The sequence below is a fragment of the Priestia aryabhattai genome, assembly GCF_023715685.1.
GTDB lineage: Bacteria > Bacillota > Bacilli > Bacillales > Bacillaceae_H > Priestia > Priestia aryabhattai_B.
Genome location: NZ_JAMBOQ010000001.1, coordinates 450,234 through 463,970 on the forward strand (window position 1 = coordinate 450,234; position 13,737 = coordinate 463,970).

Sequence of the window (13,737 nt, forward strand, 5' to 3'; positions counted from 1 at the left end):
TTATCTACTCACTGTTCGGTGCTGTCCGAAACGTACTTTCGAATTTTACGACTGGCTTGCGATTGGCTAATACCAAGTTGCTCCGCTACTTTGTAAGACGACCTATGCTGTTCAAACGCCTTTATGACCATTTCTTTTTCCACATGTTCAATCATTTCAGGAAGCGTGTGCACAGGTGGATCGATAGCAAACTCTTTTGCAAAAGGCAAATCTTTAAGCGTAATCATTTCTTCCCCTGTAACAACCAGACGCTCAATGATATTTTCCACTTCACGAACGTTTCCTTTCCATTCTTGTCCTAAAAACGCATCTAACGCCTTTGGTGATAAGCGTACATTACGTTCGTATAACGTATTAAAATGGTGAAGAAACTGATAGACAAGAGGCAAAATATCTTCTTTTCGCTCTCGTAAAGGTGGAATGGTAATCGGCACCACGTTAAGTCGATAGTACAAATCACGTCTAAACTTTCCTTCTTCCACCATTTGCTCTAGATTTTGATTCGTAGCAGCAATAATTCGCACATCTATTGATACTGCTCTTGTTGAACCCACGGGACGAATTGTCCGGTCTTGCAACACATGGAGCAATTTACTTTGTGCTGAAAGAGAAAGTTCGCCAATCTCATCTAAAAAAAGCGTGCCTTCGTTCGAAAGCTCAATGATACCTTTTTTCCCTTCTCGAAATGCTCCAGTGAACGTACCACCTTCATAACCAAATAGCTCTGATTCAATAAGCTGTTCAGGAAGTGCTGCACAATTAAGCTCATGATACGGCTGCTGTTTTCTTGTACTAAGCTGGTGAAGCAGTTTTGCTACTCTGCTTTTTCCCACGCCTGTTTCTCCAAGTAAAAGAACGGTTGTATTTACAAAAGCAACTCGTTGAATTGTTGAAAAAACTTTTTTCATCGCTTCGCTTTTTGTCACAATGCCTTCTAAATCCACAGCTTCGTTTAACTCTTTTTTATAATTTTCAAGCTGTTCTTCCATCTCTTCCACTTTTCGTTTTAATTCCATTAAGTCTGTGAGATCTCGAGAATAGCTAATAACGCTTTTTAAATGCCCGTCGTTTGTAAATACCGGCCTTGTCCGCACATGAAGATACCGGCCGGAGTTTGTTTTTTGAACCAATTCGATCGCTTGATTAGATTCAATCACTTTTAACGTGGCCGAAGGATAAAAAATACCCATTTCCTGAAGTTCTTTTACGTGCTTTCCAATAAAATCTTCCACTTTCAAAGCATAATTTTTTTCACACTCTGAATTTACAACTAATACATACCCATTTGCATCAGTTACAAAGATTTCATCAAATGATGACTCAAATATATCGTAAAGTTCGTCGTTAATTTGCTGAATATGCTTTTTATGAATGGTCATTTGAATCACCTTTTCGTCAAAAAAATAATTATTATTTTATTTTATCAGAAAATGAAAAATCTATAAATAGAGTGTCCAAACATACCCATTTTTTGTGATTCATGAAGAATGAGTGAAGAGCTCTCTCTTCACTCATGTCTCAATTTCACTTACACTTCAACAGTTTGCTGTACGCTTGCTTCTAGGGCTGCTTCAAAAATAGCTAAGCCTTCTTCTAGCTGCTCATCCGTAATAACAATTGGCATTAAGATACGAAGAACGTTTCCGAATACTCCTGCGCTAAGCAGTAATAATCCACGCTTGTTTGCTTCTTTTACGATGCGCTGTGTAAGCTCTTTATCAGCTTCTTTTGTTTCACGGTCTTTCACAAGCTCAATGGCAGACATAGCTCCTAATCCACGAATATCACCGATACAATCATATTTTTCTGCTAATTTTTCAAATCGTGACGTTACCACTTTTCCAAGATACTCACCGCGTTCGTTTAGCTTTTCTTCTTCAATGATATCAAGTACAGCTAAAGCTGCTTCACATCCAAGAGGGCTTCCACAATAAGTTCCGCCAAGCTCACCAGGATTAGATTCATCCATGATTTCTGCACGGCCAATCACACCGCTGATTGGTACGCCAGCTCCTAGTGATTTAGATACCGTAATTAAATCAGGTTCAACATCAAAGTGTTCAATACCGAAGTAGCGGCCTGTACGTGCAAAGCCTGCTTGAATTTCATCTGATACAAATAAAATTCCGTGCTCTTTACATAGTTGATACACTTCTTGCACAAAACGTTTACCTGGAACAATGAAACCACCTTCGCCTTGAATTGGCTCCATTACAACAGCTGCAATCGTTTCTGGTGCTACTTCTGTATTTAAGAAGTTTTTAAATTCTGTAATCATAAACTCTTCGTATCCTTCAACCGATAATCCTTCTGGACGACGATACTCATAAGGATATGGAGCTTTATATACTTCAGGAGCAAAAGGTCCAAATTCATATTTATATGGTTTTACTTTACTTGTCATGGTCATTGTCATTAATGTACGACCATGGAAACCGCGGTTAAATGAAATAATTCCTTGTCGCTTTGTATATTTACGAGCAATTTTCACTGCGTTTTCTACAGCTTCTGCTCCGCTATTTAAAAGTAATACTTTCTTTTCAAATTCACCAGGTGCAATTGCTGCTAATCTTTCTGCAAGCTCTACATATGACTCATACATCATTACATTAAATCCTGTGTGAATAAAACGATCTACTTGCTTGTGAAGTGCTTCTTTTACTTTTGGATGACTGTGCCCTACATTGATTGTTCCAATTGCGCCTACGAAATCAATAAATGTATTGCCATCGACATCTTTAACGATCGCCCCTTCAGCCGTATCAGCAAATGTCGGAATGCCATAACTTACACCTTTCGGAATGGCACGGTGTCTTCTATCTAATAACTGCTTTGCATTTTCTCCCGGTAAATTTGTTGCTACTTTGCTAAAAGTTTGACTCATTTTTATCTTCCTCTCATATTAAATAATTCTTCAATTAGTTTATATGCAAAAAACGTGCCAACTTTTAAAAGGCTGAAAAATAAGCATTTTTAGATAATTCTAACGATAATTCACTCGGCATCAAGTCTATATAAACTTATCTATAAGTCAAAAACGACTCTTTTCTCACACAAAGTGCAGGAATTTTATATTGCCATAAAAGGAACAAGGCTTTTATAATAAATGTATAAATATAGTAATGTTATGATTAACCTCTTTATAAAGGAGTGAAAAATATGCTAGAGGGCTGGTTTTTATGGGTTATTTTATTTTGGGTTGTCTTTTTAATGAGCATGTTTGCTATCGGCGGATTTTTTATGTTCAGGAAATTTTTAAAGCGCTTACCAAAAGAAGACGGTATGTCTGAGCTTGATTGGCAAGATCACTACCTTTCCAAAACCGTCCACCTTTGGTCAGCGGATCAAAAGCAGCTATTAAACGTTCTTGTTGAACCAGTACCTGAACTATTTCGCGATGTAGCCAAACAAAAAATTGCAGGGAAAATTGGGGAACTCGCACTTGAGGAACAAGCAGCCTCTATAACAGAAGACTTAATCGTACGTGGATACATCTTAGCTACGCCTAAACGTGATCATAAATTTTTATTAAAAACATTAAAAAAGCAAAAAATAGATGCCGTTCCCTATCAGCATTTATTTTAAATTCAAAAAAGGTGGCTACGTAGCCACCTTTTTTAGTTTAATATAGTTGTATTAGCAAGACGATCATTATGCAGCTTTCGTTCAAGCTTTTTGTACGATGTGTACATTGCAATACGCCAAGGTACAATCATACCAAATGCTAAAATCCAGAACATACCGCCAAGCTGGCCAACATCAATTGAAGAACTTAAATATATTTTCATTGCAATTCGAATAATAAGCAAACCAATAATAATGAATGCAAAAGCTTTTGAACGCTTCAAGTAAATATGATCGTCACGAATTTCAAATTTAGACGTTTTAATTAACAGGATTGAGAAAATCATGCCTGCTATTAACGCCTCAAGCAGTTCTGCACCCGTTACTCGAAACATTGGAAAGATAAACATTAACGCTCCCGTACTCATAAAAAAAGGCGGAAGTATAATTTTTTTTGCATTCGTTGGTTTATCAGCAGCTTTCATTCGAATAAATAATATGAAAGAAGCCATAAAAATTGCGACAAGTGTTGAAGCAATAACCAATGAAATCCTTCCTTTACTATAGTTTAGTGTTTACTTATATTATAATCCAAAAAACATCAGAAGTAAAAGTGCAACAAAAAAACAGAAGAGTATCTCTTCTGTTTTTATTTAGTAGAGGTAAGATCTGCTTTTGCTTTTTGCTTTTGTTTTTGCTTTTTCATTGCTTTTAGTAAGAACCCACCTTTAAATTTACGCGGCTCGTACGAAATAATGAAAGCACGAGGCTCATATTCTTCAATGAATGCTAATAGCTCTTCTTCTCTACTTCTTTTTGTTAAAATGTCCAATCTATAGCGTGCACTGTCTCTTCCTTCTCCTTGGTAAACAGTAACACCAAAACCTTCCTGTCGAAGGCGGTTAATTAACTCTTCATTTTTGGTCATAAGGTTAACTAAGAATGTTGTATATCCGATAGCAAGCCTAGATTCGATATAACTTCCAAGTATAATTCCTACTCCAAATCCAACTGCATACACAACCATAGCAAGCGTGCTTTGATCTCCTGAAAATACAAGGGATAAGCCGAATACATAAATTAACGCTTCAACAAATCCAAAAACCGAGGCATACATACTCATACCTTTGACTAAAAAAATTGTGCGCAGCGTCAAGATCGGTACATAGATCAGTTGCAAAAGCAAGATTAACAAAATATCTTTCAATTTATACACCTCTTTTTAACAATTAAAAATATAACGATTTCATTGTATCACTCCGTATTTATAGAAGATATAGTAAAAATAAATTTTTTCTATATATTTTTCCGAATCATATTCTTGCTTATTTCCTAAGAGCTATAGTGAACATTTTGTCTTTAAAAAACAAAAAAGAATCTGCTAATTCCCAGATTCTTTTTTGTATCACTTTCCCTTTTTAGAAGCCTGTAAACCCTCCAAATACGCTCGTTGTATAAATAATAATTTTTGTCATCCAGTCAAAATACAAGATAAATCCCATTCCAATCATTGCGTATCCGCCAACTTTCATCATGGAATTCATATGTTTTTTTAACCAGTTCATTTTCCCAATAAAAAACGTCATAATAAAAAACGGAATAGAAAACCCAAGTGAATAAGTTATCATATACAAAAGGCCAGAGCTTGGATTTGTCGCTGCAAGTGCCATAACCGATACTAAAATAGGGCCCGTACACGGAGTCCAACCGGCAGCAAAAGCCATGCCAATAAAAGAGGAGCCAAAGAGACCAGCCGGTTTATTTGCGAATCTAACCTTGTGTTCTTGCATAAGAATTCGAGGCTTAAAAATTCCTAATACGACTAGACCAAAGAAAATAATAAGAATGGCTCCAATCTGTCGAATTAAATCTCTATAGTTAAAAAACCACTGACCAATAAACGAAGTGGTAAAGCCAATCATAATGAAAATAATAGAAAAACCCAGCAGAAAAAAAGCTGTGTGAATAAAAGCTTTGCGCTGATGTGATTTAGCCCCTTCCTTTAACTCGCTAACTGATATTCCCGTTATGTACGATAAAAAAGCTGGGTACAAAGGCAAACAGCAAGGTGAAATAAACGACAAAAAGCCCGCGCCAAACGACAAAAACAGATTTACATCTCCCACATTTCCCACTTCCTTTTTTTTGTTCTTTTTGTTCTTTTTCGTTACCATTTTGTAACCAAATTGTCTTATCTCACTTCTTTCAAATAGTACCATTATCTTGTATAATTAGGTAAACGACTTGTTAGAAGGGACACATAGCATTGGCCAAAAAAGATATTCTATTAGCGATTGAAAAGAAACGAGAAGAACTCATCCGCATAGTCCGAGTAAGTGGATTAAACTCTCCACCTGCTATTAAACATAGTCAAGAATTAGATCATTTATTAAACATTTACAATGAATTCCCTGCTCAAACGACAGAAACAACCTCTTCATGAAGGTTGTTTCTTTTTTTTCCTTCACTCTATCAATTCTGTATAAATCTCTTTTACTCCTGTTTCTTTGCTAAAATTCTCCTCTTTCTCACTGTGCTGAAGCTGATACATATTATAGTACAAACCGCCTTTGTTTAGCAGTTCAGCATGTGTCCCTTTTTCGACGATTTTTCCTTTATGCAATACTAAAATACAGTCGGCGTGTTGAATAGTCGATAAACGATGGGCAATAGCAATTGTTGTGCGGCCTTTTCCCATATCTCTTAACACTTCTTGAATCGCTTCTTCTGTTTCTGTATCAATGTGCGCTGTTGCTTCATCAAGAATAAGAATTTTAGGATTTCGGATGACCGTTCTTGCAAATGCTAAGAGCTGACGCTGGCCGCTTGATAAAGTTGAACCTCTTTCCACTAGCACTTCATTATACTTATTAGGAAGAGCTTCGATAAATGCGTGAGCTTGCACAAATTCCGCCGCTTCTTTTACTTGTTCATCAGAAAAATGGTCTTCATGCAGAGTAATATTTCGCTTCACGGTATCTGCAAATAAAAAGGCATCTTGCAGCACCAGTCCTACCTCATCTCGAAGCTGTTTATTTGAAAAAGACGATAGTGGTTTATTATCTATCAAAATGTCTCCTTTTTGCTGCTCATAAAAACGCATTAACAAATTAATGATGGAGCTTTTTCCGCTTCCAGTATGTCCTACTAAAGCCACTGTTTCTCCTTCGTTTACCGTAAATGATATATCAGAAAGCACATCTCGAACACCGTCATAGGAGAACGTTACGTTTCGGAATTCCACCGTTCCTTTTTGAATCCCTTGCTTTTGTTCTCCTGTCATCACTGGATTTTTTTCTTCTTCATCCATCAAATCAAATACCCGGGAGGCTGATACCATCGCTTGCTGATACATAGAAAGACGCTGCATCATTTCATTAACAGGTTCAAAAAAACGATCCAAGTAGTTGATAAACGCGTAAAGAACACCAATTTTAACAGGGTTGTCAGCTACGGAAATACCAAAATAACTGAGCACAAGAATAACAGCTAAAATGTAAAGAATTTCGACTGCCGGCCTCAGCAACAAACCATCTAACTTAATATTGCGCATTCCCGCTTTGTAATGCTCATCATTAATTTCTTCAAATTCCGAGCGCAGCCGCTTTTCTTGACGAAACAATTGAATAATAGACATGCCTTGCAAGGACTCATGAAGCTTGGCATTTAACTGACTTAGCTTTTCTCGGAGCTGTCCGTAGTAAATAGCACTGTAATGCTGATAAAGCTTCATAAGTCCCCAAATAAACGGGAGAAGAACTAAACAATAAAAAGCTAGCTTCACATCTAGCATAAACATGGCTATAAAAATGCCGATTAAAAATACTCCATTTTGAATAAAAACCGCGATGACTTCCACAAACATTTCTTTCATGGCTTCCGTGTCATTTGTAATTCGAGATACTAGGCTTCCCGTTGGCGTATTGTCAAAAAAGCGAAGCGCCAGACGATGAACATGGAAAAAAACGTCAATTCGAATCTGCTGAATAATTTGAAACGCAATTTTTTGAAAGTGCAGAAGCTGAAAGTATTGAACGACAATTTTTAAAAGCTGTAAAAACAAATAACTGCTTGCAAGCAGCACAAGAGGCTGGAGAGGCAAATACTTAGGAGTTAAATAATCGTCAATAAAAATTTTAATCAAAATGGGGCCTAATAAATCAGCGGCCGTAGCAATTAATAATAGTGTGAACGCTAAAAAAAATGATTTTTTATGCGGAATTGTATAGCGAAACAGACGTTTATGTACCGAAGAATGCTCAATTTTCATTTTTCGTCTCTCCTTCTTCTACTGCACGTTCAAGCTGCTGTCTATCGTACATATCCCGGTACCACCCGCTGACGCTAAGCAGTTCATCATGAGTTCCTCTCTGAATGATTTTCCCTTTATCAAGTACAAGGATCAGGTCCGCATGAATAACCGAGCTCAGTCGATGCGCTGTAATAATCGTTGTTCGATTTTGACGTTTTTGCTTCAACGCTTGTAAAATACCCGCTTCTGTTTTACCATCTACCGCTGATAGCGAGTCGTCTAAAATTAAAAGCTCAGGATCTAATAGAAGAGCTCTTGCAATCGAGATACGCTGTTTTTGTCCACCTGATAACGAAACGCCTTTTTCACCTACTATTGTTTGATAGCCATCTGTAAAATCAAGGATGTCTCTATGTACATTTGCAAGTTTAGCCGCTTCTTTGATTTCTTGATTGCTTGCTTCTCTTTTTCCAAACGCAATATTATCAGCGACTGTTGTCGAAAACAAAAAGTGATCTTGAGGAACATATCCAATGCTTTTGTACAATGAATCAAAAGCATAGTCTTTAATGTCTTTTCCTCCCCATAAAACAGCTCCGTCGCTTACATCAAATTCACGAAGCAACAGCTTTAAAAGCGTGGTTTTCCCAGCTCCTGTCTTTCCAACAATACCTAACGTTTGACCGCGAGAAAGTGTAAAATAAATTTCGTTTAACGTGTATTCGTCTTCTTTAACGTACGAAAACCTATGAATAACAGCTTCAATATTTCCTGTTGGCATTTCAACACTAGGATGCGCTGCTTCTTCAATCGAATTTTCTTCTTTTAATAAAGAAAATACCCTGTCATATGATGCTCTTCCTCGTTCCACAATGTTAAATAGCCAGCCAAACGCCAGCATCGGCCAAATGAGAAGGCCCAAATAAGTTGTAAAGGTAACAAGCTGCCCGAGTGTTAACTCTTCACTAATAACCATCTTGCTGCCAAAAATAAGAGCAAGTAAAAAAGAAAGTGCTACAATAATCGAAATGGTCGGATCAAACAATGCATCTACTCGTGCTACTTTCATGTTCTTTTGGACAACATCTGCAGACTTAATGCGAAATTCTTCGACATCAGCTGCTTCTTCCCCAAATGTCTTAATGACTTTAATTCCGCTAATGCTTTCTTGAACCTTATCATTTAAAGTAGAAAATGCTGCTTGTGCGTGATGAAACCGCGCATGAAGCAATGTACCATAGTAACTTGTTAAAACGGCCATAAGCGGCATAGGAATAAGGCAAATAAGCGTTAATTTCCAGCTGATTGTGAGGGCCATTGTGCATAGAACAAGCCCTCCTGTGACAATCGAATCCACGAGTGTCAAAACGCCCGAACCTGCAGTTTGTTGAATAGCTTGAATATCGTTAGTTGCATGCGCCATCAAATCCCCAATTCGCCTCCGCTGATAAAAGGCCTGATTCATCTTGGTAAAATGAGTGTAGAGGGTATTTCTCAGCTGCTTGGCTAGTTTAACAGATGAACCAAATATCATAATACGCCATATGTATCTTGTGAAATAGGCCACAACAGCAGCTCCTAGCAAAATGCCAACCATCTGCATTAAGCGCTTTCCATTCAGCGTCCCTTCTTTAATACCATCTACCGTTAAGCCAATAATTTTAGGCGGGAGAAGTTCTAATGCTGCCACAATAATGAGCAACGCTACCCCCGTTATGTAAGACTTTTTTTCCTGTTTAAAAAACCACCATAGTTCTCGAAAAATTTTCATCGTATCCCCCTAGCCCCACAACCATTTTCTTATGTCTATCATAAAACAAAAGACACCCTTCTGAATAGAGAGTGTCTGTCCAATTAACCATTATTTAATTTGGCCGTTCATTGCTTTCATCATTTGGTTAATTTTTTTCTGCGATGGTTTCATGCCCATTTGCATCATCATCATTTTTAACATTTGTTCATTAATTGGTGGATTTTTCTTCAGATAGCTCATCATATATTTACGAGCAATGAAAAATCCTAGCGCTATCCCAACAATTAATGCTAGAACACCAACTAGAATATACATTCCCATGGTATTACTTCCTCCTTCATGTTGTCTAACTTACAGTGTACTAGACCATACGCTATTATACAATATTTCCGTTCCAATTTCCTTAAATAATTACACAAATTTTCTTGTTTTCACAGGCCTCAGCCAGCCATATTCATCCGTTCCATAATTCACTGCTAAAAAACAAGGATCTAGCTTGCGTAATACTTCAAAAAAAGCTGTCTCAGCATCAACATTGCCATCTCCTTCAATTGTTATACAGCGATTCGTTAATTTTATAGATGCTCGACTTTTTTTATGAGGATATTCCAGCACAAACGTCTCTTGATGAGTAAAAAAATGAGGATAATGAGAAAACGCCTGAAGCAGTTCTCGTTGAATAAATGAAATGGGCAGTTGGCGAGTAATGTAATTCACTTGTTTTTGCAAGTGCGTTTCTTGCAAGTGACGTTTCATTCTATATTCAATCAGCAGCTGATAAATGAGCTTTTCTCTTCGAAAATAGGATGATGCAACTTCTTCCTCCATTAAATATACTTCATACGTTCTCACGATTCATCCTCCCTTTCGGCTCGTTCTTTTTTGTACCATTATACCGAATGGTGTACGCAATGCTTGTCTATCGATGAAAAAATTTCTTTGTTTTTTTGTCGAAAAAAAAGAGCAGACCACAGGAGTCTGCTCTTTCTTATGAAAAAGAATTATGCATTAAGCAAGCTTTTCACTTTTGCTACTACATTTTCAACTGTAAAACCAAATTCTTTCATGATTGTTTCACCAGGAGCAGATGCACCGAAGTGATTAATACCAAGAACTTGTCCTTCGTCTCCAACATAGCGTTCCCAGCCAAGTGTAGAAGCCATTTCAATACCTAAACGTTTTTTCACTGATTTAGGGATAACACTTTCTTTGTACTCAGCAGATTGCTCTTCGAAACGATCCCATGCAGGCATACTTACTACAGATACGTCAATGCCTTCTGCAGCTAATGCTTTTTGTGCTTCTACTGCTAGGCTTACTTCAGAGCCTGTTGCAAGTATTAATGCATCCGCTTGGTCTTTACCAGCTTTAGATACAACGTATGCACCTTTAGACACGCCTTCGTATGCATTTTCTTTTGTACCTTCAAGCGTTGGCAAGTTTTGACGAGTCAATACAAGCGCCGTTGGGCGGTCAGTTGACTCTAATGCTAAGCGCCATGCAGCAGCTGTTTCATTTGCATCTGCAGGACGAACCACTGAAAGACCTGGCATTGCACGAAGTGAAGGCAATTGTTCAATTGGCTCATGTGTTGGGCCGTCTTCTCCAACTGCGATACTGTCATGTGTAAATACATATGTTACAGGAAGCTTCATTAAAGCTGCTAAGCGAATTGCTGGGCGAAGATAATCAGAGAATACAAAGAATGTTCCTCCGAATACTTTTACACCGCCGTGTAGAGCCATACCATTTAATGCAGCTCCCATTGCAAATTCACGTACACCGAACCAAATATTACGTCCGCTGTAATCAGCTGCAGTGAAGTCTTCTGAACCTTTAATCATTGTTTTATTTGAGCCAGCTAAGTCAGCTGAACCGCCGAAGAATTGAGGTACAGCTTGTGCTACTGCGTTTAATACTTCTCCAGAAGAAGCACGGCTAGCTAAGCTTGAACCCGTTTCGTATGCTGGAAGCGTTTCTTCCCAACCTTCCGGTAACTTTCCTTCTACTGCTAGTTCAAATTGACGACCTAGTTCAGGATATTTTTCTTTATACTGTGCAAATACATCGTTCCATTCGTTTTCTTTCTTTTGGCCATCTTCAGCAATTGTAGCTTTGAAGTGAGCATACACTTCTTCTGGCACATAGAAATCTTCTTCAAATGTCCATGCATAAGCTTCTTTTGTTAATTTTGTTTCATCGGAACCTAACGGAGAACCGTGCACGCCAGAAGTACCTGCGTGGTTTGGAGAACCAAATCCGATTGTTGTTTTTACTTCAATTAGCGTTGGGCGTGTTAAATCGCCTTTTGCTTCTTCGATTGCATTTGCAATCGCTGTCAAGTCATTGCCGTCTTCAACGCGGATTACTTGCCATCCGTAAGCTTTGAAACGATCTTCTACGTTCTCAGAGAACGAGCGATCTAAATCTCCGTCTAAAGAAATATCATTTGAATCGTATAAAACAACTAAGCGTCCTAATTTTAAGTGTGCCGCTAATGAAGCTGCTTCAGCAGATACACCTTCCATTAAGTCTCCGTCACCACAGATACCATACGTAAAGTGGTCTACAATTTCTAAACCTTCTTTGTTGTATGTTTCAGCTAAATGACGTTCTGCCATTGCTTTACCAACAGCCATTGCAATACCTTGTCCTAGTGGGCCAGTTGTTGCATCAACACCTGCTGTATGACCGAACTCCGGATGGCCTGGTGTTTTACTTCCCCATTGACGGAAGTTTTTAAGGTCTTCAATTGATAAGTCATATCCAGCTAAATGAAGCAAGCTGTATAATAGTGCTGATCCGTGTCCTGCTGATAATACAAAACGATCACGGTTGAACCAGTTTGGATTCTTTGGATTGATGTTCATAAATTTTGTCCACAATGTATATGCCATTGGAGCAGCTCCCATTGGCATACCTGGGTGACCTGAATTTGCTTTTTCAATCGCATCGATTGATAAAGTACGAATTGTTGCAATCGAAAGATCTTCAATACGTTGTGTCATACTCTTCATTCCTTTCAAAACTATGTACATATGTTATCATACTAATGATTTGCTTATTTGTACAATACTTGAACCAAAAAAATTTCTACTTTTACAGTTTTTGTGCGCCTTATTAAAAATATACAAAAAACTAGAGAGAACACTCCCTCTAGTTTTACTAGAACATCTTAGTGAAGACGCTTCTTTTTACTCTCTTTTAACTTCTTAGGCGTAACATCTTTACCTTCTTCGTCCACAACTTTAATCGTATGAAGGTGATTTGTCATAGATTGTCGGAAAACTTTTAAATATTCCTGACGTAGCTCTTGCTGTTCTTTCGCTTCAGATTCTGTCAAACCTTCAGTCTTTGCCTTTTTTGAAAGAGCATTAATACGAGCAAGTTTATCTTTTGATAGCATATAAAACCTATCTCCTTATAATCAATAATTAAAATTACCGAGCAGTTCCGGCAACATGTAGTCATCTTACTAAATCTCTTTCGTTTTATCAAGAGATTGAGCACTCTCTTTATACTCTTGATAGCGACGATGTACCGTCGCTTTTGAAATATTATAACCAAAACCTTTTAGCGTAACTGAAATTTCAGCAAAGGTTAAGCCGTTATGACGCAGGCGTACAATTTCTTCAATCGGCGCTTCTTTTTTTTCTCTTCCCGAGTTAACTCCTTGATTTTTTAAATTTTGCTGCGGACGATAACCGTTTTCTACGGCTCTTTTCATTCCTCTTTTAATTTTAGCATTATGTAATTTCCGCTGATGCTCTTCCACTAAGCTAATAATATCTAACACCATCGAATCAGATTCTGAAAGCTGAAGCTGACCTTGATGACTAATCGTATAGATCGTGGCGTTTTCTTTATGAAAAGCATGAAGCAGCGCAATTCGGGCATTTCCTCTGCCTAATCGTGTTTCATCTTGAATGAGCAGCACAGATATTTTCTCTTCTTTCATTGTATGAAGAACATCCAAAATACCCTCTCTGTCTACATCATATCCGCTTGCTTTTTCCATTACGACTTTTTTTACGTCTAGATGGTGAAGATCAGCAAGCTTTTTTAATTCTTCTTGCTGGCGCTGTAAAGATGTTTCTTGGGTTTTTTTATTCGTACTGACACGGCAATAAATAATGGCGTCCACTTTTATCACGACCTTTTCGGCTTC

General features: G+C 37.7%; 14 protein-coding genes. 2 read left to right on the forward strand and 12 right to left on the reverse strand.

Features of this window, described 5'->3' with window-relative positions:
- Nucleotides 1-8 precede the first annotated feature (8 nt).
- Together M3225_RS02365 and gabT are read right to left on the reverse strand one after the other, a co-directional pair.
- Nucleotides 9-1,379 carry a sigma-54 interaction domain-containing protein gene (locus M3225_RS02365; protein ID WP_251390877.1) on the reverse strand — a complete coding sequence of 457 codons (1,371 nt, stop codon included), beginning with the start codon at nt 1,377-1,379 and terminating at the stop codon, nt 9-11.
- 149 nt (nt 1,380-1,528) lie between these two features.
- Nucleotides 1,529-2,884: a 4-aminobutyrate--2-oxoglutarate transaminase gene (gene gabT / locus M3225_RS02370; protein ID WP_216887133.1), complete on the reverse strand. Its 1,356-nt coding sequence runs from the start codon at nt 2,882-2,884 to the stop codon at nt 1,529-1,531.
- A 275-nt stretch (nt 2,885-3,159) separates the two neighbouring features.
- Here gabT and M3225_RS02375 point away from each other — a divergent pair, with 275 nt between their 5' ends.
- Nucleotides 3,160-3,585 carry a DUF2621 domain-containing protein gene (locus M3225_RS02375; protein WP_251390879.1) on the forward strand — a complete coding sequence of 142 codons (426 nt, stop codon included), beginning with the start codon at nt 3,160-3,162 and terminating at the stop codon, nt 3,583-3,585.
- 32 nt (nt 3,586-3,617) lie between these two features.
- Here the strand turns inward: M3225_RS02375 and M3225_RS02380 are convergent, their stop codons facing one another.
- The 3 genes from M3225_RS02380 to M3225_RS02390 form a co-directional block, all read right to left on the reverse strand.
- Nucleotides 3,618-4,109, reverse strand: coding sequence for a CcdC family protein (locus M3225_RS02380; RefSeq protein ID WP_251390882.1), 492 nt, complete (start codon nt 4,107-4,109; stop codon nt 3,618-3,620).
- 104 nt (nt 4,110-4,213) lie between these two features.
- Complete coding sequence (locus tag M3225_RS02385) at nt 4,214-4,771, reverse strand: DUF2179 domain-containing protein (protein WP_251390884.1); 558 nt, start codon at nt 4,769-4,771, stop codon at nt 4,214-4,216.
- Nucleotides 4,772-4,982: 211 nt separating this feature from the next.
- Nucleotides 4,983-5,690: a cytochrome c biogenesis CcdA family protein gene (locus M3225_RS02390; RefSeq protein WP_251390886.1), complete on the reverse strand. Its 708-nt coding sequence runs from the start codon at nt 5,688-5,690 to the stop codon at nt 4,983-4,985.
- Between the two features lie 140 nt (nt 5,691-5,830).
- Between M3225_RS02390 and M3225_RS02395 the strand changes: the two genes are divergently transcribed.
- Entirely contained in the window at nt 5,831-6,007 is a 177-nt protein-coding gene (locus tag M3225_RS02395) for an aspartyl-phosphate phosphatase Spo0E family protein (protein ID WP_251390888.1), read from the forward strand.
- Nucleotides 6,008-6,028: 21 nt separating this feature from the next.
- Here the strand turns inward: M3225_RS02395 and M3225_RS02400 are convergent, their stop codons facing one another.
- The 7 genes from M3225_RS02400 to M3225_RS02430 form a co-directional block, all read right to left on the reverse strand.
- A complete protein-coding gene (locus M3225_RS02400) occupies nt 6,029-7,834 on the reverse strand; it encodes an ABC transporter ATP-binding protein (protein WP_251390890.1) in 1,806 nt (601 codons plus the stop codon).
- Entirely contained in the window at nt 7,824-9,587 is a 1,764-nt protein-coding gene (locus M3225_RS02405) for an ABC transporter transmembrane domain-containing protein (protein ID WP_251390892.1), read from the reverse strand. The genes M3225_RS02400 and M3225_RS02405 overlap by 11 nt, the downstream gene beginning before the upstream one ends.
- Before the next feature lie 90 nt (nt 9,588-9,677).
- A complete protein-coding gene (locus M3225_RS02410; protein ID WP_013058772.1) occupies nt 9,678-9,890 on the reverse strand; it encodes a YneF family protein in 213 nt (70 codons plus the stop codon).
- A 90-nt stretch (nt 9,891-9,980) separates the two neighbouring features.
- Nucleotides 9,981-10,421, reverse strand: coding sequence for a sporulation inhibitor of replication protein SirA (gene sirA, locus M3225_RS02415; protein ID WP_251390894.1), 441 nt, complete (start codon nt 10,419-10,421; stop codon nt 9,981-9,983).
- 149 nt (nt 10,422-10,570) lie between these two features.
- On the reverse strand, nt 10,571-12,577 hold the full coding sequence (tkt, locus tag M3225_RS02420) for a transketolase (protein WP_013058774.1): 2,007 nt from the start codon (nt 12,575-12,577) through the stop codon (nt 10,571-10,573).
- A 167-nt stretch (nt 12,578-12,744) separates the two neighbouring features.
- Complete coding sequence (locus tag M3225_RS02425; RefSeq protein ID WP_251390896.1) at nt 12,745-12,975, reverse strand: DUF896 domain-containing protein; 231 nt, start codon at nt 12,973-12,975, stop codon at nt 12,745-12,747.
- A 69-nt stretch (nt 12,976-13,044) separates the two neighbouring features.
- Nucleotides 13,045-13,713, reverse strand: coding sequence for a YneB family resolvase-like protein (locus M3225_RS02430; RefSeq protein WP_251391844.1), 669 nt, complete (start codon nt 13,711-13,713; stop codon nt 13,045-13,047).
- Between the last annotated feature and the right edge of the window lie 24 nt (nt 13,714-13,737).